The organism is Mesorhizobium sp. C089B (assembly GCF_030323125.1).
Classification (GTDB): Bacteria; Pseudomonadota; Alphaproteobacteria; order Rhizobiales; family Rhizobiaceae; genus Mesorhizobium.
The window spans coordinates 2516746-2541373 of the sequence record NZ_CP100469.1 but is presented as its reverse complement, the minus strand read 5'-3'; the positions used below and the strand labels follow the sequence as shown (position 1 = coordinate 2541373).

General features: G+C 63.5%; 25 protein-coding genes. 8 read left to right on the top strand and 17 right to left on the bottom strand.

Annotated elements, in window-relative coordinates; genetic code table 11:
* Positions 1–47 precede the first annotated feature (47 nt).
* The 6 genes from NLY44_RS12775 to NLY44_RS12750 form a co-directional block, all read right to left on the bottom strand.
* Positions 48–842, bottom strand: coding sequence for an FAD binding domain-containing protein (locus tag NLY44_RS12775; protein WP_023687950.1), 795 nt, complete (start codon positions 840–842; stop codon positions 48–50).
* A 16-nt stretch (positions 843–858) separates the two neighbouring features.
* Positions 859–1302: an SRPBCC family protein gene (locus NLY44_RS12770; RefSeq protein ID WP_023687951.1), complete on the bottom strand. Its 444-nt coding sequence runs from the start codon at positions 1300–1302 to the stop codon at positions 859–861.
* 111 nt (positions 1303–1413) lie between these two features.
* Positions 1414–2241, bottom strand: a complete 828-nt coding sequence (locus tag NLY44_RS12765) for an AraC family transcriptional regulator (protein ID WP_023687952.1) — start codon at positions 2239–2241, stop codon at positions 1414–1416.
* Between the two features lie 150 nt (positions 2242–2391).
* Positions 2392–3162 (bottom strand): SDR family oxidoreductase, encoded by a 771-nt coding sequence (locus NLY44_RS12760; RefSeq protein ID WP_023804920.1) that lies wholly within the window; start codon positions 3160–3162, stop codon positions 2392–2394.
* Between the two features lie 39 nt (positions 3163–3201).
* Positions 3202–4200 (bottom strand): ABC transporter permease, encoded by a 999-nt coding sequence (locus tag NLY44_RS12755; RefSeq protein ID WP_023673048.1) that lies wholly within the window; start codon positions 4198–4200, stop codon positions 3202–3204.
* 41 nt (positions 4201–4241) lie between these two features.
* Complete coding sequence (locus NLY44_RS12750) at positions 4242–4982, bottom strand: ATP-binding cassette domain-containing protein (protein WP_023682237.1); 741 nt, start codon at positions 4980–4982, stop codon at positions 4242–4244.
* A 467-nt stretch (positions 4983–5449) separates the two neighbouring features.
* Between NLY44_RS12750 and NLY44_RS12745 the strand changes: the two genes are divergently transcribed.
* Both NLY44_RS12745 and NLY44_RS12740 read left to right on the top strand, forming a co-directional pair.
* Positions 5450–6439: a sugar-binding protein gene (locus NLY44_RS12745; protein ID WP_023673050.1), complete on the top strand. Its 990-nt coding sequence runs from the start codon at positions 5450–5452 to the stop codon at positions 6437–6439.
* Positions 6440–6618: 179 nt separating this feature from the next.
* Entirely contained in the window at positions 6619–7401 is a 783-nt protein-coding gene (locus tag NLY44_RS12740) for a FadR/GntR family transcriptional regulator (protein WP_023804921.1), read from the top strand.
* A 19-nt stretch (positions 7402–7420) separates the two neighbouring features.
* Here NLY44_RS12740 and NLY44_RS12735 read toward each other — a convergent pair whose 3' ends face one another.
* A complete protein-coding gene (locus NLY44_RS12735; RefSeq protein ID WP_023690788.1) occupies positions 7421–8359 on the bottom strand; it encodes an NAD(P)-dependent oxidoreductase in 939 nt (312 codons plus the stop codon).
* Positions 8360–8477: 118 nt separating this feature from the next.
* Here NLY44_RS12735 and NLY44_RS12730 point away from each other — a divergent pair, with 118 nt between their 5' ends.
* Both NLY44_RS12730 and NLY44_RS12725 read left to right on the top strand, forming a co-directional pair.
* The gene (locus NLY44_RS12730; RefSeq protein ID WP_023739923.1) at positions 8478–9368 is read left to right on the top strand and encodes an NAD-dependent epimerase/dehydratase family protein; all 891 of its coding nucleotides are present in this window, start codon (positions 8478–8480) and stop codon (positions 9366–9368) included.
* Between the two features lie 118 nt (positions 9369–9486).
* Positions 9487–10263 (top strand): FadR/GntR family transcriptional regulator, encoded by a 777-nt coding sequence (locus NLY44_RS12725; protein ID WP_023729409.1) that lies wholly within the window; start codon positions 9487–9489, stop codon positions 10261–10263.
* A gap of 139 nt (positions 10264–10402) precedes the next feature.
* Here NLY44_RS12725 and NLY44_RS12720 read toward each other — a convergent pair whose 3' ends face one another.
* The 6 genes from NLY44_RS12720 to NLY44_RS12695 all read right to left on the bottom strand — a co-directional run bounded on the left by NLY44_RS12720 (position 10403) and on the right by NLY44_RS12695 (position 15852).
* Entirely contained in the window at positions 10403–11509 is a 1107-nt protein-coding gene (locus tag NLY44_RS12720) for a Gfo/Idh/MocA family protein (protein ID WP_023804923.1), read from the bottom strand.
* 32 nt (positions 11510–11541) lie between these two features.
* A complete protein-coding gene (locus NLY44_RS12715; RefSeq protein ID WP_050588879.1) occupies positions 11542–12378 on the bottom strand; it encodes an ATP-binding cassette domain-containing protein in 837 nt (278 codons plus the stop codon).
* The gene (locus NLY44_RS12710) at positions 12375–13490 is read right to left on the bottom strand and encodes an ABC transporter permease (RefSeq protein WP_031197030.1); all 1116 of its coding nucleotides are present in this window, start codon (positions 13488–13490) and stop codon (positions 12375–12377) included. The genes NLY44_RS12715 and NLY44_RS12710 overlap by 4 nt, the downstream gene beginning before the upstream one ends.
* Positions 13491–13647: 157 nt before the next feature.
* Entirely contained in the window at positions 13648–14616 is a 969-nt protein-coding gene (locus NLY44_RS12705) for a rhizopine catabolism ABC transporter substrate-binding protein (protein ID WP_023687959.1), read from the bottom strand.
* 62 nt (positions 14617–14678) lie between these two features.
* Positions 14679–15590, bottom strand: coding sequence for a polysaccharide deacetylase family protein (locus tag NLY44_RS12700; RefSeq protein WP_023804926.1), 912 nt, complete (start codon positions 15588–15590; stop codon positions 14679–14681).
* On the bottom strand, positions 15565–15852 hold the full coding sequence (locus NLY44_RS12695; RefSeq protein WP_023804927.1) for a hypothetical protein: 288 nt from the start codon (positions 15850–15852) through the stop codon (positions 15565–15567). Before NLY44_RS12695 ends, NLY44_RS12700 begins: the two co-directional genes overlap by 26 nt.
* Positions 15853–15964: 112 nt before the next feature.
* Here NLY44_RS12695 and NLY44_RS12690 point away from each other — a divergent pair, with 112 nt between their 5' ends.
* Positions 15965–17209 carry a DegT/DnrJ/EryC1/StrS family aminotransferase gene (locus NLY44_RS12690; RefSeq protein WP_023804928.1) on the top strand — a complete coding sequence of 415 codons (1245 nt, stop codon included), beginning with the start codon at positions 15965–15967 and terminating at the stop codon, positions 17207–17209.
* 21 nt (positions 17210–17230) lie between these two features.
* On the opposite strand, the gene mocR is transcribed toward NLY44_RS12690, so the two are convergent.
* From mocR to NLY44_RS12670, 4 genes are all read right to left on the bottom strand, one after another.
* Positions 17231–18697, bottom strand: coding sequence for a rhizopine catabolism transcriptional regulator MocR (gene mocR, locus NLY44_RS12685; protein WP_023804929.1), 1467 nt, complete (start codon positions 18695–18697; stop codon positions 17231–17233).
* A gap of 1 nt (position 18698) precedes the next feature.
* Positions 18699–18905 carry a LacI family DNA-binding transcriptional regulator gene (locus tag NLY44_RS12680; RefSeq protein WP_023705614.1) on the bottom strand — a complete coding sequence of 69 codons (207 nt, stop codon included), beginning with the start codon at positions 18903–18905 and terminating at the stop codon, positions 18699–18701.
* A gap of 198 nt (positions 18906–19103) precedes the next feature.
* Positions 19104–20015: a myo-inosose-2 dehydratase gene (gene iolE, locus NLY44_RS12675; protein WP_023804930.1), complete on the bottom strand. Its 912-nt coding sequence runs from the start codon at positions 20013–20015 to the stop codon at positions 19104–19106.
* Positions 20016–20231: 216 nt separating this feature from the next.
* Positions 20232–20519, bottom strand: a complete 288-nt coding sequence (locus NLY44_RS12670) for a DUF3175 domain-containing protein (RefSeq protein WP_023673065.1) — start codon at positions 20517–20519, stop codon at positions 20232–20234.
* A 228-nt stretch (positions 20520–20747) separates the two neighbouring features.
* On the opposite strand from NLY44_RS12670, the gene NLY44_RS12665 reads away from it, so the two are divergent.
* The 3 genes from NLY44_RS12665 to NLY44_RS12655 all read left to right on the top strand — a co-directional run bounded on the left by NLY44_RS12665 (position 20748) and on the right by NLY44_RS12655 (position 24559).
* Positions 20748–21920 (top strand): MFS transporter, encoded by a 1173-nt coding sequence (locus tag NLY44_RS12665; protein WP_050588883.1) that lies wholly within the window; start codon positions 20748–20750, stop codon positions 21918–21920.
* A gap of 159 nt (positions 21921–22079) precedes the next feature.
* Complete coding sequence (gene gntR, locus NLY44_RS12660) at positions 22080–23108, top strand: HTH-type transcriptional regulator GntR (RefSeq protein ID WP_023682222.1); 1029 nt, start codon at positions 22080–22082, stop codon at positions 23106–23108.
* A 326-nt stretch (positions 23109–23434) separates the two neighbouring features.
* On the top strand, positions 23435–24559 hold the full coding sequence (locus NLY44_RS12655) for a sugar ABC transporter substrate-binding protein (protein WP_023682221.1): 1125 nt from the start codon (positions 23435–23437) through the stop codon (positions 24557–24559).
* The last annotated feature ends 69 nt before the right edge of the window (positions 24560–24628 follow it).

Sequence of the window (24628 nt, the reverse complement as noted above, 5' to 3'; positions counted from 1 at the left end):
CGCGCCTGCCCGGTTGATCGGACAGACGCGCGCCCCCCCAGCGGTGGTTAAGTAAGCAGCAGCCGGCCGAGATGGACCGGCAGAACCTCGGCGCGATACCAGGCGCTGGCGATCGGGTCGGTGATTGGCGAGGTGCCTTCACCGGCTGCAGCCAGCGCCGCTGCGACGCCGTCCTGCTCGAGCCTGCTGCCGATCAGTGCCTTTTCCGCAGCACGGGCGCGCATCGGCCGGTCTGCCATGCAGCCGAGCGCGATCCGCGCCGAGGAGACAGTGCCGTCGCCGGCCTGTTCGAGAACGGCGGCGATGCTGAGCACGGAGACGCCCTTCGGCTTGACCCGCGACACTTTCAGGAAGCGGAAATTCTCGGCCTTCGGCAACGCGAAGGCGACTGATGTGACGATGGCGCGGCTGTCGTCCCGCCTGGCCAGAAAATCCTCGATAGGCAATTCCCCATCATCGGTGCCGACCGTCGCATCCAACGCCAGCAGGGCGACAGCGAAATCACCGTAGGGCGCGGGTGCGAACAGATTGCCGCCGACAGTCGCCATATTGCGGATTGCCGGGCCGCCGACGGCGCGTGCGGCCTTGGACAGCGCCGCAAGCTCCGGATGGCGGGCGATAGCCGCCATCGTCACCGAAGCGCCTATGCGGACCTTGCCGCCGGCAACGGTGATCCCGGAGAGGGTCGGATCGGTCGAGCGGACGAGGCCGGTGACGGAGACATCGCCTTCATTGGCGGCGCGCACGACCAGCGTGCCGCCCCCGAGATAGCGGGTGCCGGGCGCCTTCAGCGCCGCGTTGGCATCCCTGACGGCCGAAAAGGTCTGGAGGGCAAGCGCCATGGCAGTCTCCCCTGACTCAGCTCTGGCCAGAAAAATGGCTCTTCAACGCATTGAAGCCACCCTGGAAGACATTGGCGGCCATGCCGGCGGCGATCTTGTCGGCCTCTTCGGGCGCCGCGTCGAAAGTTGCGGTCCATTCAGCATAGGTGCGGTCGCCGTCGGTCACGCGGCGCAATTGCAGCGTTGCCTTGTGATTGGTCAGCGGCTGGGGCGTCTCCAGGATGGAGTAGCTGACGCGGAAATTCGAATCGGAGAAGTCGAGCAGTTTCTCGCGGATACGCGCGCCGCTGGCGAGCTCGAAATTACGCACGCAGCCGATGGTTTCGGCGCTCTTGCCGTCTTCGATATGGCTCTTGACCATGCGCGGATGCCAGCCCGGCAGGCCGTTGAAGTCGCGTATGCGCGCCCAGACCTTTTCGACCGGCGCGTCGATGACGCTGGAGACGGTGACTTCAGCCATATGATCATTCCCCTACGAATTCGATACGCTGCAGGGTAGGGCGGCGGCCGGCGTTGCGCTTATCAATGGGTCTTGCGGCCCTATCAAGGAGTCTGAAAAAGAACGGCCCGTTCAGGCCATGGCACGCGCCGCTTCGCGGTAAAGCGTCGGCGGCACGCCGACATGGTCGCGGAAGAAGCGCGAGAAATTGCCCTGGGTGGTGAAGCCGAGATTGCAGGCGACCGAGATCAGCGGCTCCTGCGACCACTGCAGCTGCCGCACGGCTTCCTCCATGCGCAGCGTGTTCCAGTAGACATTGGGCGTCAGATTGGTCTGTTCCTTGAATAAAGCAAAGAAGTGCGGCCGCGACAGGCCGACGCTGCGGGCGACGTCGTCGAAGGAGATGCGTTCGCAGACATTGGCCTTCATCAGCTGGATTGCCTTGCGGACGCGGAAATCCTGCATTGTGTTGACCCGGATGCGCGCCTCCCGCGGCGCCGAGGCGTCGGCGGCGTCGAGCAGGCTATCGATGAAGCGCTCGATCTCGTAATTGGCGACGTCGTCGATGCTTTCATTATCGCTCAAATGGTCGAGCAGGTTGGCGGCGGCCTGGTGCAGCCAGGGTTCGAGCGTGATCGCAGCCTGTGCAAACAACGGCGCCGACGAAGGCAGGTCGCGGCGCCGGCGCGCCCAATCCGGATCGATGTAGAAAGCGAGGAACAGGCCGGGCCTGCCGTTCTGCGACAGAATGTGGCTGTGCGGCTGGTAGGAATTGATGCCGGCGGCGGTGCCGGGACCCAGCGGCACCGTCTCGCGGCCGACGGTCATCTCGCCGGCCGTGCCCTCCAGCCAGATGATGATGTGGGCCTCGACATGCGCATGGGTGACGAAGTCGCTGGCGACATTCAGGACAGAAACATGTCCGAACCGGCCCCAATAGAGCCTGATCGCGTCCGTCATGGGTTATACCTCCCGCAGACGACTGGCCTCCCTTCGCCTGCAACGGGATTGTGCGGCTGAGTTCGGGGTCGCGTCAAGGCGCGGGGCGAAAGCCGCTGTGTGCTGCCGGCGGCAGTGGTGGATTTTCAGACTGAGCGATAGGGTTTCCCGTCAAACCGAGGCCGTCATGCCGCCGTCGACATAAAGCGTATGGCCGTTGACGAATGATGAGGCGTCGGAGGCGAGGAACACGGCGGCGCCGATCAGTTCGTCGACATACCCCCAGCGGCCGGCCGGCGTGCGCTTTTCCAGCCAGGCGGAGAATTCCTGGTTGTCGACCAGCGCCTGGTTCATCTCGGTGCGGAAATAGCCGGGGGCGATGGCATTGATCTGCAAGCCGTATTTCGCCCAGTCGGTGCACATGCCCCTGGTCAAATTGCGGATTGCGCCCTTGGTCGCCGTATAGGGCGCGATGTTGGGCCGGGCGAGTTCGCTCTGCACCGAGCCGATGTTTATGATCTTGCCTTTGCCGCGCGCGATCATATTGCGGGCGACCGCCTTGCCGGCATGGAAGGTGCCGGAGACATTGGTCTTGAACAGCCGCTCCCACTGCTCCTCGGGAAAGTCCTCGAGCGGAGCGCGGAACTGCACGCCGGCATTGTTGATCAGGATGTCGATGGCGCCGATCTCGGCCTCGATGCGGGCGACATCGGCATCGACCGCGCGAAAATCCGTCACGTCGAAGGTCGAGGGGTGCGCTTTGAAGCCGGCGTCGCGCAAGCCGGCGACAGCACCGGCAACCTTGCCGGCATCGCGGCCGTTGAGCACGACACTTGCGCCATGCTCGGCAAGGCCGCGCGCCAGCGCCAGGCCGATGCCCTGGCCGGAGCCGGTGATCAGCGCCAGCCGGCCGTTGAGCTCGAACAGGGATTTCGATGTCAAGGCAACGGTTTCCAGCCGAAAGGTTCAGTCCAAAAACATTCAGTCATTGCGCCTGAAGTTGCGGATCCGGTCGAACAGCACCGCGAGCAGGATGGCGCCGCCGATGAACACGCCTTGCCAGAAAGCATTGATGCCGAGCAGACCAAGGCTGTTGCGGATCACTTCGATGAGCGCGGCACCGACAATGGCGCCGAAGGCGGTGCCGACGCCGCCGGCGAGATTGGCGCCGCCAATGACCGTGGCGGCGATGACCTGCAGTTCCATGCCGGTTCCGAGATTGGTGGTGACGGCGCCCAGCCATCCGGTCTGGATGATGCCGGCAATGCCCGCCGCCAGCGCCGAGATCATATAGACGGCGACCTTGATCTGCTTGACGGGAACGCCGGTCAGCGTCGCCGCGTGCTCATTGCCGCCAATGGCGAAGATGTGGCGGCCAAACTTGGTCCAGCGCAGCGTGAATCCGGTGATCAGCGCCAGAAGGATCATGTAGAGGACCGGATTGGCGATGCCGAACACCCAGGCGCCGCCGCCCAGCGCCAGAAGCTTGTCGTGATCCGGGCCGAACTGGAAGACGACAGTGTTGTTGGAGGCGACCATGGCGAGGCTGCGGGCAATCGACAGCATGCCGAGCGTCACCACGAAGGGTGGAAAGCCGAGATAGGCGATCATGATGCCGTTGAAGGCGCCTATGGCGAGCGCAGTGGCGATCGAGGCGAGGATGCCGACTTCTATGGAGTAGCCGGCATGCATGGTGACGGCCAGCACCATCGACGACAGGCAGAGCACCGAACCGACCGACAGGTCGATGCCGCCGGTGATGATGACGAAGGTCATGCCGAGCGCGATGATGGCGACGAAGGTGATGTTGCGGGTGATGTTGTACAGGTTCTTCGACGTGGCGAAGGCGTCAGTGGCAAAAGACAGGAACAGGCAGGCCAGGATGACCGCGATCACCACCCAAAAGGTCTGGCTGGCAAACAGTCTTGCCGGCAAGGATTGCTGCTTTTGTTCGATCGGCTGGTCAATTGTCAGTGCCATCGTCGACCTTCATGTGCTGTGCGTGGTGAAATTCGCTGAGATCAAACCTGTTCGATGGCGCCGGTGATCAGCCCGGTGACTTCCTCGGGCGAACTTGACGCAATCGTCTTGTCGGCGACCTTGCGGCCGCGCCGCATGACGATGACGCGGTCGGCGACGGTGAACACGTCAGGCATGCGGTGGCTGATCAGCACCACTGCGATGCCTTGGTCGCGCAAATGGCGGATCAGGTTCAGCACTTCGGCGACCTGGCGCACCGAGATCGCGGCCGTCGGTTCGTCCATCAACACGATCTTGGCCTGCGACAGCATGGTGCGGGCAATCGCTACTGCCTGGCGCTGGCCGCCCGACATCTGCTTGACGAGGTCGCGCGGACGGGTCTCGGACTTCAACTCGGCGAAGAGCTGGCCGGCGCGCTTGTACATGGCGGCATAGTCGAGGATGCGTAAAGGGCCGAGGCCCCGGCGCAATTCACGGCCGAGATAGACATTGGCGGCGGCGGTCAGATTGTTGCACAGCGCCAGGTCCTGGTGGACGATCTCGATGCCGTGCTGGCGAGCTTCCGCCGGCTTGTGCAGGATCAACTCCTTGCCGTCCATGCGCATGACGCCATGGCTGGGGCGGAAATTGCCGGCGATCATCTTGACCAGTGTCGACTTGCCGGCGCCGTTGTCGCCCATCAGGCCGACCACCTGTCCGGGCTCGATCGACAGCGATACGTCGTTGACCGCCTGGATGGCGCCGAAATGCCTCGAGATATTGGTGAGTTCGAGAACCGCCACCAGTCTTTGCCTCCCCGTGTTTTGCGACCCGCTGCTGTTCCCGGCGTGAATGCCGGCGCTGCTTTGGCCCCGCTCCTCCCCATCTCCTCCCGGAAACAGCGTCAGCGTTCTTTTACGCAAAAGCCGGCGCTCGTCAATCAATTGTCGGACGAATTGAAGCGTTGGTTATCCAAAAATCCGTTTTGTAGGACAAATAGCATTGACGTTGGCCGCAAGGCGATATTAGCTAAGCGTCGGAGGAGATTATGCCGATGCCGCTGGCGGTTAGCCGGGCGGAATCGGCGGAGGTTTATCGGTCGAGGTTGCGGCGCCACCCTTGTGTTGAGCCGGGCCAATGCCGCATCTGGAAATGCTTATCGATCTGTCTTGGCGACACGAGTGCTCGTGAAACGAACCTCGGTCATTAAGCATCCGGTCGATCTGTGTGGCGGGCACGCCGTGTCCGTCTGTTTCAAGGGAGGACTGACATGAGGAAAACACTTTTGCTCGCCGCCGTTGCCGCCATGGCGCTGGGCGCCGGGCCGGCTTTGGCCAAGAAACAGCTCGTCATCGTGGTGAAGGGTCTCGACAATCCATTCTTCGAAGCCATCCACCAGGGCTGCGAGAAATGGAACAAGGAAAATGCCAGCTCGGAATATGAATGCTTCTACACCGGCCCGGCATCGACCTCCGACGAGGCCGGCGAAGCGCAGATCGTTCAGGACATGCTGAGCAAGGCCGACACGGTGGCAATGGCGATCTCGCCATCCAACGCGCCGCTGATCGCTCAGACGATCAAGACCGCCAATCCGACGATCCCGATCATGACGCTCGACGCCGATCTCAGCAAGGAAGATGCCGCGCTGCGCAAGACCTATCTCGGCACCGACAACTATTTGATGGGTCACAAGATCGGCGAGTACATCAAGAAGGGCAAGCCGAACGGCGGCACGATCTGTACCATCGAAGGCAATCCCGCGGCCGACAACATCCTGCGCCGCGCGCAGGGCATGCGTGACGCGCTGTCGGGCAAGGAAGGCCTGGCGGCACTTGCCGGCGAAGGCGGCTGGACCGAAGTCGCCGGTTGCCCGGTGTTCACCAATGACGACGGCGCCAAGGGCGTGCAGGCGATGACCGACATCCTCGCCGCCAATCCCAAGCTCGACGCCTTCGGCATCATGGGCGGCTGGCCGCTGTTTGGCGCACCGCAGCCCTATCGCGACCTGTTCGGGCCGCTCAAGGACCGCATCGCCAGCAACGACTTCGTCATCGGCGCCGCCGATACGATCGGCGATGAAGTAGCGATCGCCCGTGACGGCCTTGTGACTGCTCTGGTCGGTCAGCGGCCGTTCGAAATGGGCTACAAGGCACCGTCGGTGATGATCGATCTGGTCGAAGGCAAGGCCGTCGCCGATCCGGTGTTCACCGGCCTCGACGAATGCACCAAGGACACGGTCGACACCTGCATCCAGAAGTAGGTTCTCGATTTCGGGGCGCCCTTTGACGGGCGCCCCGTCTCTTCCCGGACGGACGCAACGGTTGGGGCAGCAGGCTCCGGCTTTGACGCGTCTGTAGTTTGGATTTTCGGCAACGAGATCGGCGCGCCGTGCAGGTTCGGACCAGTCCGGACGCAGACGGCCGACGCATTGGAACGTGAATGCCGGACGAGAAATCAAAGAAGCGAACCGAGCGGGCCAAGGCACAAGCCAGCCGCGGTCCGGCTGTCATGCGCAGAGCCGGTGCCGCGCATTTTCCGGGAGCGAGCGTCCATGTCTCGCTGGCCGGCGAGATCGGCCTCAGGATCGTGCGCGGCGATTATCCGCCCGGCACCATTCTGCCCAACGAGGCTAAATGGGCCGAGATCTTCGATGTCAGTCGTTCGGCGGTGCGCGAAGCCATCAAGATGCTGATGGCCAAAAGCCTGCTGGCTTCACGGCCCAAGATCGGAAGCTGGGTCGAGCCCAGGGAACGCTGGAACCTGCTCGACCGCGATGTGCTGGCCTGGTACGCGACCGGGCCGGACCGGGAGGCCTTCCTGCGCACGGTGCAGGAGTTCCGTCACATCATCGAGCCGGAAGCGTCGGCCTTTGCCGCCACGCGGCGCAACGACGAGCAGATGGACGAGATCAGCCAGGCCTGTCGTGAGATGGGCGAGGCTTTGAACCTGCAGGAGCGTATCCGCGCCGATACGCGTTTTCACCTCGCCATACTGCGCGCCTCGGGCAACGATCTGCTGGTGCCGCTTGGCGTTCTGATCGAGTCGGCGCTCGATCATCTCTTTGTCTTCGTCACACGCGAGACCAGCGATCAGCGGCGGGCGCAGGCGCTGCATGAGGCGATCGAGAAGAACATCCGCCTGCAGCGTCCTGCGGGCGCCCGCAATGCGGTGCACAGACTGCTCGCCAACACCGACGATGTTATCGGCCGGTCGAGGCGCTGACACAGGCTTTTCGCCGCCTTCAAATCGTCTGCTTCTTGCCGTCCTTGCTGGGCATCAGGTCGACGCCGTTGACCTTGCCGACATATGTCGCCAGCATCGGCACGAATTGCTCGGCCGGGCCAGTGGCATGGGCACCGGCGAAGGAGTTCTTGGTGGCGTTGCCGAGCGGGTTGGCGATGCCGGCCGCACCCGCCATCGATTCCAGATAGGTCAGGTCCTTGAAGGCGTTGGCGATGGTGAATTTATGCGCGTCGCGGTCGCCCTCCAGCGTCCAGCGCATGAAGGTCTGGTAGAAGCCGCAATCCATGCGGCCGTTGCGGATGACGCTGTCGAAACGCGGTGGCGAGATGCCGACCTTTTCGGCCAGCGCCAGCGCCTCGGAATAGATCGCGGCATAGCCCAGCGAGATGAAGTTGTTGAGCAGCTTCATGCGGTGGCCGTCACCTGTATCGCCAATATGGACGATGCGGCCGGCCCAGGTTTCGATGACCGGCTTCACACGGGCAAACAGCGCGTCGGGCGCGCCGACCATGGCGTCGAGCGTGCCTTCCCAGGCTTCCTTCGGCGTGCGGCTGAGCGGTGCATCGACGAAGTCGACGCCGATCTCCTTCAGTTCCGCCGCCAGCGCCACGGTCGAGACCGGATCGGCGGTCGAGCAATCGACGACAACCGAGCCTCTTTTCAGACCCTCCTTGAGGCCGCCGGGGCCACGGATGATGGCTTCGACCTCGCGCGAGCCGGTGACGCAGATGAAGACGATATCGGATGCCGCTGCCACCTCACGCGAGGTGGCCACTTCCTTCGCACCCCGGCCAGCCAAGTCTTCCGCCGGCTTGCGGTTCTTGCGGCCGAGGAAGGTCAGGCCATAGCCCTTGTCGACGATGTTCTTGGCAATGCCGTGCCCCATCAGGCCAAGGCCGATAAAGCCGATCTTTTCGCTCGCGGCGGTCGTGGTCATGTCTTGAAGTCCTGTTGCGATGATTGATATTGGGCGGCGCCGTCTTGCGGGCGAAGGGTGGTTGCAGAATGCCATATTGTCTGACAATACACAGAAATCCTAGGCATTGGAGACGAAAATGACGAAGCGGATCATGTTCACCGGCGGCAGCGGCAAGGCCGGTCGCCATGTCGTGCAATATCTGGTCGAACAGGGCTGCCAGGTGCTCAACATCGACACCAAGCCGCTCGACAATCCCAAGGTACGCACGCTGATCACCGACATCACCGACAGCGGCCAGGTGTTCAACGCGCTGTCGAGCTATATGGGCCTGCATGAATTCGATCCGTCGCTGCGCCCGCAGCCGGTCGATGCCGTGGTGCATTTCGCCGCCATACCGCGCATCATGATCACGACCGACAATGAGGTGTTCCGCACCAATGCGATGGGCACCTACAACGTCATCGAGGCGGCGGTGAAGCTTGGCATCCCCAAGGTGGTGATCGCGTCCAGCGAGACCACCTATGGCGTGGTGTTCGCCAATGAACCGCGCGACCCCAAATATTTTCCCCTCGATGAAGAATACGACGTCGATCCGATGGACAGCTATGCTCTGTCCAAGGTCGTCAACGAGCACACGGCGCGCGCCTTTGCGCAGCGCAACGGCACCGATATCTATGCCTTGCGCATCGGCAACGTCATCGAGCCGCACGAATATTCGCTGTTTCCGAAGTGGTTTGCCGATCCGGGCTTTCGCAAGCGCATCGCCTGGAGCTATGTCGACGCGCGCGATCTCGGCCAGATCGCGCTGCGCGCCGTTGAAACGGACGGGCTCGGCTTCCAGGTGTTCAACGCCGCCAATGACGATACCTCGTCCGACCTGCCGACAGCGGAACTGTTGAAGCGGTTTTATCCCGACGTGCCGGTCAAGACGAAGCTCGGCGAATATGAAACGCTGCTTTCCAACCGCAAGGCCAGGGACATGCTCGGCTTCCGTCCCGAGCACAGCTGGCGCAAATACGTCAAATAGGTCTGGCAAATTGGGCTTTGGGGCAAGGTTGTAACCTGATCTGTGCACAGCCACAGGCTTTGCCGCCTGCGCCCGACCCTCTGCTTGACAGCTTTCGAAATCCGGACTTTGTGGATGCATGAGGGACGGAAAGCCGAATAAGGGAAAGAAGTCTGACAAGACTGAGACAGCCGAGCGCCCGGCTGCCGTTCGGCGGGCTGACGCCACCCGGATGCCCGGCACCAGCGTGCATGCCTCGCTGGCCAGCGAAATCGGGCTTCGGATCGTGCGCGGCGACTATCCGCCGGGCACCATCCTGCCCAATGAAGCCAAATGGTCCGAAACCTTCAACGTCAGCCGCTCGGCGGTGCGTGAGGCGATCAAGATGCTGATGGCCAAAAGCCTTCTGGCATCGCGCCCCAAGATCGGCAGCTGGGTGGAGCCCAGGGAGCGCTGGAACCTGCTCGATCGCGATGTGCTCGCCTGGTACGCGACCGCGCCCGACCGTGAGGTGTTCCTGAAGACGGTGCAGGAATTCCGCCATATCATCGAGCCGGAAGCGACTGCCTTCGCCGCCATGCGACGCACCGAAGAGCAGATGGCCGAGATCAGCCAGGCCTGCCGAGAGATGGGCGAGGCGCCGAGCCTGCAGGAGCGCACGCGCGCCGATACGCGTTTCCATCTGGCCATCCTGCGCGCCTCCGGCAACGATCTGCTGGTGCCGCTCGGCGTGCTGATCGAATCCGCCTTCGATCATCTGTTCACCTATACGACGCGCGAACTCGACGATCTGCAGCATGCACAGCAACTGCACGAGGCGATCGAGAAGGCCATCCGCCTGCAGCGGCCGGAGGCGGCCCGCAACGCGGTGCGCAAGCTGCTCGCCAATACCGACGGCGTCATCAACACCCGGTAGGATATGCTGATATTCAGGTGAGGCCGGCCTGCAAACGCCGGCTTTCGCGCTTCACGTACTTAAGTACGCTCCGCTCCGGTTCTCGAGCCCAATGTTTTCGGCGCGGCCTGACCTGAATCTCAACACATCCTGCGAGCGCTCAGCCGGCCTGCGAAGTGGCCAAATGCTGCCTGGTCAGCGCGATCAGCAGCGCCTGGTCGCGCGCGGCGTGCTCGGGGCGGTTGACCACCTCGTCGCCATTGACGATCGCACCCCAGAAGCCGCGCAGTTCCTCGACGAAGGCTTCGCCGTAGCCGGCGCGTAGATCCTTCCTCGACAGTGTGTGGCCGTCCGAGGTCTTCACAGTCAGCCGGGTCGGGTGATGGTTGAGCCAGGGCGAGGGGAATTCGAGCTCGAAGCTGGCAGCGTCGAAGAAGAGCGTGATGCGTTCCTTGTAGTCGGCGAGCTTCGGCACGGTGAGATGCGTCATCGTCCACAGCGCCTGGCCGTCGAGCAGTTTTACCGCGCCCTGGCCGCCATCGCCATTGGCGAAGATCTGCGCGCCGACAACCTCGCCCTCCGGCACGCCGAGTGCGTCGAGCAGTCCGTGCACGGCATTCACATCGTGAATCAAGGCGGAGCTGTAAGCGCCAATAAATCCACGGAAAGCCAGATCGTTCAAAGGCTGGCCGATGGCGCGTTCGACCTGTTGTTTCTGCTTGCTTTGAGCGGCGGCAATCAGGTCCTTGGGAATATCGTTGCCGCGGATATAGCGCTGGTGGGCGATGAACGGCCAGGCGTCGGGATCGTTGACCTCGACCGAGACGGACCGCAGCGTCTTTGCCGTGCCGGGCAGCGAGGCCAGCGCCAGCCGGTAGCTCGGATCGAAGCGCTTCATATAGCCGACCTGCATGACCTTGCCGGCCTTGTTGCGCGTGGCGATGATCTCGGCGATTTCCGCCGGGGAATAGCAGAGCGGCTTTTCGCAGAAGACATGCAGGCCGCGCCCCAGTGCGGCCAGCACCTGCTCGTGATGCAGCGGGTCGGGCGAGCCGATCACGACGGCGTCGAGCTTATGGTCGAACAGTTGCTCCGGCGTTTCGAAATTGGCGATGCCGTGAACTTCGCTGACATATTCCCGCGAAATCCTTGACGGGTCGGCGACGCCGACCAGTTCGAACAGGTCGCCGAGCCGCAACAGATTCGGAATATGCTCGACCTGCGAGATCATGCCGGCGCCGATAACGCCAACCCGTATCCTGCTCATGCTGCTAAAACTCTCTGCAAAGTGTTCCAGGCTCAGGGTGCGGCGGCCGGCCGGTTGCCGATCTGAGCCAACAGCCCGGCAATCTCAGCTTCCACCGCCTTCAGATCCTCGCCGCCCGACATGATGGAAATCACCTCGTCGCGCGAGATCTCGGACTTTGCGTATGTGCCGCGATTGCGGCCGCGGTTGAGCAGCGTGAAAGTGTCACCGACAGGGTAGGCGTGGTGGATGTTGTGGCTGATGAAGATCACCGCCAGCCCGCGTATGCGCGCCTCGATGATGAATTTCAGCACCATGGCCGCCTGATGCACGCCGAGCGCCGAGGTCGGCTCGTCAAGGATCAGCACCTTTGCGCCGAAGTGGACTGCGCGCGCGATTGCCACCGATTGGCGCTCGCCGCCCGACAGCGTGCCGACTGCCTGTGTCGGGTCGCGCACGTCGATGCCGATATCGGCCATCGCCTGGCGGGCAATTGTGTTGGCGCGCTCCTTGTCGAAGCGCGAGAAGGGCAGGCGGCTTCTGGTCGGCTCGCGGCCGAGGAAGAAGTTGCGCGTGATCGACATCAGCGAGATCATGCCGAGGTCCTGGAAGACCGTCGCGACGCCGAGGTCCTGCGCGTCGCGCGGGCTGCGGAACGTGACGGGCTTGCCGTCGACGAAAATCTCGCCCTTGGTCGGCCGGTGCACGCCCGACAGAACCTTGATCAGCGTCGACTTGCCGGCGCCGTTGTCGCCCAGCAAACAGTGCACCTCGCCGGGATAGACCTTGATGTCGATATCTTGGAGCGCGCGTACCGAGCCGAAATTGACCGACACACCACGCAATTCCATGGCTGGCTGGATGGCCGGGGACGGGTTTGGGTAGGTCATTTGCCGCCTCCGCGTCCGAGCGCCTTGAGGCGGATGTAGTTGTTGACCAGCACGGCCATCAAAATGACGATGCCGAGGAAGACCTTGAACCAGTCGGTGTCGATGCCGGTGTAGAAGATGCCCATCTGCACCAGGCCGAAGATCAGCGCGCCGAACAGCACGCCATAGACGGTGCCGTAGCCGCCGGTGAGCAGCACGCCGCCGATGACCGCGGCGATGATCGCCTCGAATTCCTTGAGCAGGCCGCGCGTGGTGTCGGCGGAGCCGGCCTCCATCACCTGGATGGTGGCAAGCAAGGTCGCGGCACAGGCGGTGTAGATGAACAGCGCGATCTTAACCCGGTCGACCGGCACGCCGACATTGCGGGCGGCATTGAGGTCGCCGCCGGTGGCGAAGATCCAGTTGCCGTATTTGGTCTGGGTCAAGACATAGCCGGCAAGCGCTGTCAGTCCGAGCCACCAGACGATCGACATCGGAATGCCGACGACGAAGGGAATGCCGTCGGTGCGGGTGGCGATCCAACCTTGCGTGCCCATCCATTGGAAGAAGCCGGTCAGGAGATGGCCGTTGAACAGGCCCGCGGTTGCCGGGTCCGGCGCGCCGTCGAGGATGTAGGGGATCTGCGTGCGGCCGGTGACGGCGCGGGTGATGCCGATCGACAGGCCGCGCAGGATGTAGAGCGACGCCAGCGTCACGATGAAGGAGGGCAGGCGGGTCTTCACCACGATCAGGCCGTTGACGTAGCCGGTGAGGATGGCGACAGCGAAGGCGCAGGCGATGCCGCCCCACAGCGGCAGGCCCCAATATTTCACCGTCAGTCCGATGACGACGCCGGCGAAGCCGACCATCGAGCCGACCGAGAGATCGAACTCGCCGGCGATGATGAGAAGGGCTGCGGCCGTGGCGATGATGCCGAGTTCGGCCGCCAGCGTCAGGAAGGTCATCGACCCCTGCAGCGAATAGAGGTTCGACGCACCCGGCAGCAGGGCGAAGATGATGATGGTGGCGATGAGGCCGCCGGCGGCACCGGCTTCGGGCCGGCGCAGCCATTGCGTCAGCCGGCCGGTGCTGGCCAGCCGCTCGTCAGCACCGGCCGCCCGTTTCGACATCATGCCGAAACGGTCCTTGCCCAGTACCCCGGGGGCCGGCGCTTCTGGAGGTATCGCCTTGTGTTCCACAACAGCCATTAGGCTCCCCAATCGCTCACTTCGCAATCTCGACCAGAGACGGGGAGCGCATGGCGGCTCCCCGATCCGTTTTGGTCTTGCCTTAGCGGATGCCGTCCTTGGCGAGCGCCAGGATCGCCTTGGCCTTGTCGGGCGAGTCGATGAACAGCGGCCCGGTGTAGGCGTTGTTCTGCGGCCAGAAGCCATGTGTGGCATGCTCGACCAGATAGATCACCGGCAGGTATCCCATCAGATATTGCTGGGCGTCCATGCCGAAGCCCATTTCGCCGGCGACGACGGAATCCAGGACTTCGGGGCTGATGTCGAAGGTGTAGAGCTTGATCTTGCCGAACAGTTCCTTCTGCCGGAAGAACGGGATCAGCGGATTGGCGGCGGTGGCGCCGAGCGCAAACACCGCCTGGGTGTCGGGATGCGCCGACAGATAGGCTTCGGTGCGGCGCTGGATGTCGGCCGGATCGGGCGACACGGTAAGCACCTCGGTGCCGCCGCCTGACGGCTTCAGCCCGTCATTCAACCCCTGGCAGCGCTGGTCGAGACTGACATTGCCGACCTCGTGGTTGATGCAGACGACCTTGAGCGTGCCTTCCTTGGCCAGCCGCTCGCCGGCCTTCTTGCCGGAATCATATTCGGAGACGGTGCCGACATAGAGAGAGGTACCGAGTTCGGCGCCTTCCTTCTCGCCGGAATCCAGGACGACCATCGGAATGTTGGCGGCAAGTCCGGCCTTGACCGATTTACCAAGTGCATTGGCGTCGGCAATGGAGACGGCGATGCCGTCTGGATTGGTGGCGATGGCCGCGTCGAGCAGGCGGGCCTGTTCGACCACGTCGAACACTTGCGGCGCATAATATTCGACCTTGGCGCCGGTGAGCGCCGCCGCATCGTCGACGCCGCGCTTGACCACCGACCAGTAGGGATCGGAGGCCGAGCCATGCACCACGAAGGTGATGCGGACATCCTTGGGATCCTTCAGGCCGGCCGCTTGCACGACGCCCGCCAGCATACTCATCGAGACAAGCGCGCCGAGCGCCAGTTTCAGAACAGTCTTCATGTCATTCTCCCATTGTCGTTGCAGTTCCAATTCCCTCTTTGCGCCTCGGCCGACGGATCGGCTTACGGCGCTGACCGGGTGGCCGCTTTGCGGGCCTTTGCCGGTGTCGATGCCCCGAGCCGTGCACGAAGCTCCTCGCGCAGCGGCTTCATGCCGATGATGTCGATGTCCTGCGCGCCGAGCCAGTCGCGGAAAGCCTGGTGGCGGAAGAGTTCGTATTCCTCGGTGCGGATATAGGCGGAGCGCGGCTCGATGAGTTCCAACTCGCCCGGCGCGTTGAAGTGCAGGCAAAAGAAGGTCAGGCCTTCGCGCACCCCTTCGACCAATGCCCTGTAGGCGGGCTCTATCGGCTTGGAGCGTGGACGGCCCCAGGTCGTCTGAATGGCGGCGTCGAAGATGACAAAGCCTTTGGCGCGGGCTTCAGTGACGCCGCGCTGGAAGGCCGCTTCGGTGACGCCGACCAGATTGTCGTTGGGCGAATAGGCCGACAGCGTTTTGGTCAACAGCACCGGCAAGCGATATTCCAGGCCGAGCCTGATGTAGACGTCGCAAAACTCGGGCGACAGCGCTGCCCCCATATGTGCGTCAAGATGAGTGACGTCGATGCCGGCGCGGTAGGCGGTGTCGATCTGCGCGCGAAGCTCGGTTTCCACCGCTTGCGGTGCTGCCTTGCGGCGGGTGGTCGCTACATCGGGCCAGAAATAGCCGAACTCGTCCGTCAGGCCGGCCGCGCGCGACGGCGACGTCAGCGGCCGCCATTTGTAGTGCTGCTTTTCGCTGTTCAGCGTCAGGTGGACGCCGAGATCGAGCCGGGGATCGGCGGCTGCCGCTTCGGCCATCTCGAGGAACCATGGGCACGGCACCATCACGGCGCCGGAGCTGCAGGCGCCCAGTGCGGTCAGTTCGAGGAAGGCGCTGTTGGCGCCATGGCACATGCCGACATCGTCTTCATGCAGGACGAGCTGTCGCGTCATGGACGGCCACCGTTTTGCCGGCCACCATCTTGCCGGCCACCATCTTGCCGGCCACCATCTTGCCGGCATGCCGGTTTCGAGGGTCTTCCAAAGTGTGTCCCGTGCTGCATGGAACCGACCGTTTGCCCAACTGGACGCGATGGAACGCCCAATGCCGGCTTTCCGACAGGGCCACTTCGACGAATTCGGATGGGTACGATTTTTCCGCGGGCCTGCATTCTGGAATGTCGATTTCATTCGATATGCCCACATTCGGCGTCAAACCCGGCCATCAAGCAACCGGGATGGCTTGGTCAGATCGCAGCGGAGTGGTTCTTTCAAACAGCGGCCGCAGGCGTACTGCTTTCATACCATCAGCGATGTGGAGACTTGCCATGTACACTGCCGGCGAAGAAGAGATCGAAGCCATTGCCAGGGTGATCCGCTCGGGTGCGCTGTTTCGCTATGGCGAGAACAGCGAGTGCAACCGCTTCGAGGCCCGCTATGCCAGGCATCTCGGCGTCGAGCATTTTGCGCTGGCCGCCAGCGGCACCTATGGGCTCGCCGCCGGCCTGATCGGCCTCGGCATCGGCCCGGGCGATGAGGTGCTGGTGCCGGCGCACACCTATATGGCGACCGCAACGGCAGTGCTGTCGGTCGGCGCCATTCCGGTCATTGTCGACATCGACGAGAGCCTGACCATTGACCCGGCCGCTCTGCGCGACGCCGTCGGCCCGCGCACCAAGGCGGTCATCCCGGTACATATGTGGGGTGCGGCCTGCAACATGAACGCCATCATGAACATCGCTAAAAAACGCGGTCTGCTCGTGCTGGAAGATGTCTGCCAGGGCATTGGCGGCGGCTATGAGGGCAAGAAGCTCGGCTCCATCGGCCATGCCGGCGCCTACTCCTTCAACTACTTCAAGAACATGACGTCGGGCGAGGGCGGCGGCATCGCCACCAGCGATCCGAAAGTGGCCGAGCGCGCACGCTGCGCCATCGACCCCTGCCATTTCTACTGGCAGGGCCGCAGCGACAGCATCAAGCCGTTCGCCGGCATCGGCGCGCGCGCCTCGGAACTGATGGGTGCAATGCTCAATGTCCAGCTCGACCGTCTCGACGGCATCATCGAGGCGATGCGGGCGGAGAAGAAGAAGGTGCTGGCCGGCACGCGCCATCTCGGCAATCTCGGCCTGACGCCGTCGCCGATGAACAGCCCCGACGACGATTGCGCGGCGCAGGTGATGTATCTGCTGCCCAGCGAACAGGCGGCGCAGACTTTTTCGAAGACCATTCCGAGTGTCATCGCCGGCAAGACCGGCCGCCACAATTTCACCCAGTGGGACCAGGTGCTGATGCATGAGGGCGCGCATCATCCGGCGCTCAATCCGTACACGCTGTCGGAAAACAAGGGCTTGCGGCTGACCTATGCCGACGATCTGGGCAGGGGTTCTCTCGACATCCTCAACCGCACGGTGATGATCGCGATGAATCCGGCGCATGGCGACGACGACATCGACGACATGATCCATAACATCGATGCGGCGGCCCGTGTGGCGCTGGAGAATGCCTCGCTGGACGATGTCGAGGTGCGCAAGGCAGCGCCCGTCGATCTGCAGAAATTCGATAGTGTGAATTGAAGCGCTCAGCGCTGGATCGGCCTATTGCCAGTCCAGCCGCATGAAGGCAGCGCGCAACGCCAGCACCGCGCGCAGGACCTGGCGTTCGTCCATCGCGGCATAGCCGAGCAGCAGGCCGTGTTCCGGCTCGCTCGAATGGTAGTTGATCGAGATGCCCTGCACGTCGAGGCCCTCCTTGACGGCGGCGGCGACGACGTCACTGTCCTTGTAGGGTCGGACAAAACTGGCCAGCAGCTGCATGCCGGAATCGTTCTCGGTCACCGTCAGCCATTCGGCCAGATGCTCCTGGCACAGCTTGACGAAATTGGCTTGCCGGCGCGCATAGAGGCGGCGCATGCGTTTCAGATGCGTGGCGAAATAGCCTTGCGTGATGAAGTCGTTGACCGTCGCCTGCAGGATCAGCGGCGCGAACTGGCCGGTGATCGAGACGGCACGGTCGAAGGGCACGGACAGTTCGCGCGGTACGATGAGATAGCCTATGCGCAGCGCCGGGATCAGCGTCTTGCCGAAGGAACCGATATAGACGACGCGGTCGGCATGATCGAGGCCGCGCAGCGCCGGCACCGGCCGGCCGCGATAACGGTATTCGCCGTCATAATCGTCCTCGACGATCCAGGCGCCGTGGCGTTCCGCGATGTCAAGCAGTTGCAGCCGTTCTTCGATGCGCATGATGGTGCCGAACGGCCATTGGCAGGATGGCGTCACATAGATCAGGCGTGGCGGAGGCAGGTTGGGGTCGGACAGGTGCCAGCCGTGGCGATCGACCTTCAAGGGCGCGAGCTTTGCGCCGCTGGCGAGGAAGGCGCTCTTGGCGCCGAGATAGCCGGGCTCCTCCATCCAGACATGGTCGCCTTCGTCCATCAGCACGCGCGAGGCGAGGTCGAGTGCCGCCTGCGCGCCGGTGACGATGATGACCTGGTCGGCGGTGCAGTTGATGCCGCGCGACAGGCTGATGGTCGAGGCGATGGCCTGGCGCAGGCCGGGATGGCCGGCAAAGGAGATATAGCCGAGCAAGTTCTCGTCGCGGCTGCGGGCATTGCGCACCAGAAGGCTCGACCAGATGGTGAAGGGGAAGGACGCGGTTTCCGGCACGCCGGGATGGAAGTTGATGACGCCGGCATTGCGCGGCGGCTGCGGGCCGTTGACGATGGTCTGACCGCGCCGCGACAGCTTTTGCGGGGCGGCGAGGCCGGCGCGCAGCGCGGCCGGCGGGCGTTTCTGCTGGATCGGCGCCACCCAGGTGCCGGACCCGGCGCGCGCCTCGATAAAACCTTCGGCGAGCAGCTGGTCGTAGGCGGCGATCACCGTGTTTCGGCCGACCTTGAGATCCTCGGCCAGCGAGCGGGTCGATGGCAGCAGCGTGTTCTGCTGGATCTGGCCGTCGAGGATGAAGCGCCGCAGGGCGCCATAGATCTGTCGGTGCATCGGTTCGTCCGAGCCGCGGTCGACCGACATGATGTCGAGGGAAAGGCGCATGTGGTCGGCCAAGCTAGTCTCCGACGAGCCTGGCTGCGCGCGCGATCTTTTCTTCGTTAAGCAGGCAAACGGTCTCGAGCACCAGCCGTCTGGTTGCGGGACGGACCTCACGGCTGTTCTTCAGCGCGCGGTGAACGGTTGCCGCGCCGAGTTCCGCCTTCTCGGCGATCTCACGGATGGTGCAAAGCCGTTCCATGCCGAGTGCCGCCTCGAATGCCATGTCGCTCCTCCATCCGCATCAAGGCATGCCTCGTCGCCAGCCTCAAGGCGGAAACGCCGGAGCTCGAAATCCTTTGCCGAGAACTGTGCGATCCGCGCCGCCAAGGAGGGCGGCGGCGCGGATCGCCGGGCGCATTCGCGTCGCTACCCCTACCGAGGCGCGCGCCCAACCGGCCAACCACCAGCCCCCCGGCGGTGGTCAGGCCATGTCTCGTGTAGCCACCTCGAACCCGGCCTTGCGGGCCGTGGCGAGAAGCGAGGCGTAGCCCTTCGTGGCATAGGTCAAGGGATGTGCCTTGGCCGGGTCCTGCTCGGCCTCGACGACGATCCAGCCTTCGAAGCCGCGCTTGGCCAGCGGCTTCAACAGCGACAGGAAATCGACGGAGCCATCGCCGGGCACAGTGAAGATTCCTTCCATCACTGCCGCCATGAAACTCATGTCCTCGCGCCGTGCCTTCTCCAGCACGGCCGCGCGGACGTCCTTGCAATGGAAATGCACGATGCGGTCGAGATGCCGGTTCAGGAGGGAGGCCGGGTCGCCGCCTGAGAACAGACAATGGCCGGTATCGAACAGCAGGCCGACGCTCTTGCCGGTTGCGGCCATCAGCCTGTCGACCTCGTCATCGCTCTCGACGATGGTGCCCATATGGTGATGGAAAGCCATGCCGACGCCGAAGGCAGCCATGCGGTCGGCGAGTTCGGTCAGCTTCTCGCCATAGGCGGTCCATTCGCCGTCAGCGAGGCGCGGACGCTGTGAGATCGGCGCGAAAATGCCGTCATGACGGCCGCGCGAGGTGTCGGCATATACGACGACCTTGGCGCCGAGGTCGCGTAGCAGGGTCAGATGCGAGGTGATGGCGGCGAATTCCTCGTCGACCGTCCGGTCCAGAATGCGGCCGTCATACCAGCCGGAGACGAGCTCCAGTCCGTAAGAAGACAGGATCGGTCCAAGCTCGTCGCTTTGCCTGGGGAATTTGCCGCCGAGTTCGGTGCCGCGATAGCCGGCCTGCCTGGTTTCCGACAGACATGTCGCGAGCGGCGTATCGCCGCCGAGTGCGGGAACATCGTCATTGCTCCAGGTGATGGGATTGATGCCGATCTTGACCGTCATGCCGCTACTTCAAAGGCTCGGGGAACCACAAAGCCGAGGCCGGCAAACTGAGGGGAAAGAGGACCTGTCACTAGGTCCAGTTGAGGTGAATTTGGCAGAACCAATCGGGAGCGCTAAAAGCGCTTCCCGTTTGAACGGACTAAGTCGACGCGCTTTATGTCTTCGTTTTATGCATGTCGTTGTCTCAAAACCGGCGCCACTTTTGAGCGACATGCATTAATCCTGCTGCGGCCTTCCGAAGGCCGCGCGCAGTTCGTCCTTGGCGTCCTCGAGCACTTTCCGGCGCGCCTGCGGCAGGTTCTTGCCGGCGCGGTTGATGTAGAAATTCAGCATCGACATGGCCGACTGAAACGGCTCGGCCTTGCGGCGGTCGCTGTGCTCGGCCGAGCGCTTGAGCGAGGCCGCGATCTTCCTGGCGTCGTCGGCTTCGAAGATGTGGTCCTCAAGGTCCATCGCATCGCTGTGCTCGGTCACCTCGGCCGACCATTTCTTTTTCGCGGTCATGACAAACTCCTTCCTGTCGCAAAACTCGGGCAGGCCGCCGCGGTTCCCGAGAAATCGCCGGGCCGCTGGAGCCAAGGATCATGGCCCTGTGGCGCTGCCCGTCGCGGTGAATGCGCCGATAGTGGTGACACAACGGTCGACTTCCCAGGACCGTAGACAGGAAACGCCTTGACCCCGATCGTCGCCAATCAGGCGGATAGCCCCGGCATCGACAGCAGCTACGCTTGGATGCGGCTTGCCATCTCCATGCTGCTGGCGACGATCGGTGCGGTCGGCATGTGGGCCGTCGTCGTCGTGCTGCCGGCCGTGCAGGCCGAGTTCGGCGTTGACCGCGCCGCGGCATCGATGCCCTACACCGCAACCATGGTCGGCTTCGCCGCCGGCAATGTGCTGGTTGGCCGCGCGGTCGATCGCATGGGGTATTGGATCCCGGCACTGCTATCCTCGGTGGCTCTCGCCGCCGGTCTGCTGCTCGCCGCGCTGTCGACCTCTATCCTGCAATTCACCCTTGCCCAGGGCGTGCTGATTGGTGTCGGCACATCGGTGATCTTCGGGCCGCTGATCGCCGACATCTCGCACTGGTTCAACCGTCGGCGCGGCGTCGCCGTCACGGCGGCGGCTGCTGGCAACTATCTCGCCGGAGCGCTCTGGCCAACCATCATGCCGACGCTGATCAAGGCGGAGGGCTGGCGCTTCACCTATGCCGGCATCGGTGTCTTCTGCCTGGTCACCATGGTGCCACTGGTGCTGTTGCTGCGGCGCGCTGCTCCGGCGGCGGCTGCCGCCGGTTCACCCGGAAGCCGGACAGTGCAGTCGATTTCGCTGTCTCCGGCGGCGTTGCAGGTGCTGCTGATCGTTGCCGGTCTCGGCTGCTGCGTGGCGATGTCGATGCCGCAGGTGCACATCGTCGCCTATTGCATGGATCTTGGCTACGGCATTGCGCATGGCGCCGACATGCTGTCGATCATGATGGCGGCGGGCGTCGTCAGCCGGCTCGCCTCCGGCTTTGTCGCCGACCGCATCGGCGGCGTGAAAACCCTGCTTATCGGTTCCGTGCTGCAATGCCTGTCGCTTTTGTTTTACATCCCGTTCGACGGGCTTGCCTCGCTCTATGTCGTGTCGCTGGTGTTCGGCCTGTCGCAAGGCGGCATCGTGCCTTGCTATGCCATCATCGTGCGCGAATACCTGCCCGCCAGGGAGGCCGGCCAGCGTATCGGCATCGTCATGATGGCGACCATCTTCGGCATGGCGATCGGTGGCTGGATGTCGGGCTGGATCTACGACCTGACCGGCTCCTACGCCGCCGCGTTCCTCAACGGGATCGCGTGGAACTTGCTGAACATAGTGGCCATCGGGCTGCTGCTGTGGAAAGCAAAACGCAGTGCTGCCCTGATGGCTTAGGAAGGCAGGATTGCCCTGTTGCTTGACAAGGGCGATTGGCTGCGCGACGCCAGCAGGCGAGTGGGTGCGGCAGCAGCCGGTTGGCATGGTGGCGGTGGAAAAGCTGAACATGGTTTCGCAAGGGCGCAGCGGCCGGGGCCCGGCACGTGGAGGATGTCCATGACCAAGCCGCGCTCGCGTCGTGGGGGCGGCCGCCCGACCCTATCAGATGTGGCGCGCAAGGCCGGCGTCGGCGCCATCACCGTGTCGCGGGCGCTGCGCGAACCGGAACGCGTCAGCCAAGATCTGCGGCGCCAGATCCAGGCCGCCGTCGACGAACTCGGTTATGTCCCGGATCCCAATGCACGGGCGCTGGCCTCGGCGCGCGCCGATGTGTTCGGCGTGCTGGTGCCGTCGCTGACCAACAACGTCTTCGCAGAAGTGGTGCGCGGCATCTATGACAGCCTGTCGGACGGCCCGTTCCGCGTCCAGCTCGGCAACACCCATTATTCCGGCCTCGAGGAGGAGCGCCTGCTGCAGGTGTTCGCACCGCAGCGCCCGGCGGCGCTGATCGTGGCCGGCATCGACCAGACGCCGACCTCGCGAAAGCTGCTGGAGAGCGCGGGCTGCCCGGTGGTGCAGGTGATGGAGACCGGGCCCGATCCGGTCGACATGCTGGTCGGCTTCTCGCATTTCGACGGCGGCCGCACCGCGACCGAGCATCTGATCGAGGCGGGCTACCGGCGGATCGGCTTCATCGGCGCACGCATGGACCCGCGCTCGCAGCGGCGGCTTGCCGGCTATCGCGCGGCAATGGAGAAGGCCGGCCTGTTCGACCCGCGGCTGGTCACCACCACGCCGCTACTGTCCAGCGTGACGCTCGGCCGCGAGCTGCTTCGCGATGCGCTGGCCAAGATGCCGGCGCTCGACGGCGTCTTCTGCAACAATGACGACATCGCGCTCGGCGTTTTGTTCGAATGCCATAGCGCCGCGCTCAACGTGCCGAAAACAATCGGCATTGTCGGCTTCAACGACCTCGAAATGATGCAGGCGGCGTTCCCGCCGCTCACCAGTATCCGCACCCCTCGCTATGAAATCGGCCGTCGGTCTGTCGCCATGGCGCTGGCGGCGATCGCAGGACGAAGGCCTGAGCAGCGGGTCGTCGATCTTGGTTTCGAACTCAAGCCCCGCGAGAGCACCGCACGCTGAACACGCTTTGGCCGGCCTCAGCAAATGGTGCTTTACACAACGTCATGGTAGCGCTACCATTTTCGTCGGGCAGACGTTTTGATGAGAGGCCGTGCCTGTTTATTATACATAAGCAACAGCTCATGCTTGTTTATTATGTATAATATGCTAGTTTCGTTTCTCGCCTGTGAAGCGGCGAGGGGGAGGGGATCGGGCCGGCTTCGGGCCCTTGAGACGTGGCGCCGGCCAGGCTGGAGGGCCTTCGGCAGGCGTGGAAACCACACCACGACAAACAGCATCAAATAAACAAGCAGCAGCAAACAAAACTACAACTGGGAGGAATATCGATGATCAAGTCACTTGTTGGTGGCATCGTTGCCGCCACTGCATTCGTCATGCTGAGTTCGTCGGCCATGGCCGACCCGGAAGTCGTCAAGGGCCCGTCGGCTGAGCCGGATTGCTTTGCGCCCTGGGCGGCCGATACGCAGTTCTTCAAGTTCCCCAAGAAAGACGGCCCATACCGCATCGCGCTCGCCAATGGCTATATCGCCAACACCTGGCGCATCCAGATGGTGCAGACCGCCAAGGCCTATGCGGCCCAGCCGGAGGTCGCCGCGAAACTGAAGGAATTCAAGGTCGTCTCGACCGGCGAGGACGTGCCGGCCCAGATTTCGGCGATCAACAACTTCATCGATTCCGGCTATGACGCGATCGTCGTCAACGCCCAGAACCCGACCGCTTTCGGGCCGGTCATCAAGCGCGCCAAGGAAGCTGGCGTCATCCTCGTCGCCTTCGACAATATTCTCGACACCAAGGACGCCATCAACGTCAATGTCGACCAGAAGGGCCTTGGCGAATTGTGGGGCAAATGGCTGGTCGGCCATGTGCCGAATGGCGGCAAGGTGCTCGAAGTGCGCGGCGTTGCCGGAACTTCCGTCGACACCGACCGTCACAACGGCATCCATGAAGCGCTCGATGCCTCGGGCAAGAAATGGGACGTCACCGAGGTGGTCGGCAAATGGGACGACGGCGTGGCGCAGAAAGCCACGGCCGACGCCATTGCCACCAACGGTCCGTTCGACGGTATCACCGGGCAAGGCGGCGACACCGGCATCGTGCAGGCGATGATCGATGCCAAGCATGCTTTCGTGCCGTTCGGCGGGGAGACCGAGAACGGTTTCCGCAAGTTCTGCGCGGCACATGCCGGCGACGGGCTGAAATGCTCATCGGCCGGCACCGGTCCGGCGCAGGTCGCGGTTGCCATCAAGACGGCGATTGCCGCGCTCGAAGGCAATGTCGTTCCGCAAGCAGTGAAACTGCCACTGGCGATCGTCGAGGATCCGAACTTCAAGGCCGGTCAGGATTTCTTCCCCGACCAGTCCGACAATTTCTTCGTCGGCAATTCCTTCCCGACCTGCGGCATCAATTTCACCGCGCAGGAAATTATGGGTCAGACCAAAGCTGACCAATAGGGGCTGACCAATAGGCGGCATATCCGGCGCCGCGGGATCTCCGCGGCGCCGGCCACTCGATATCCCTTG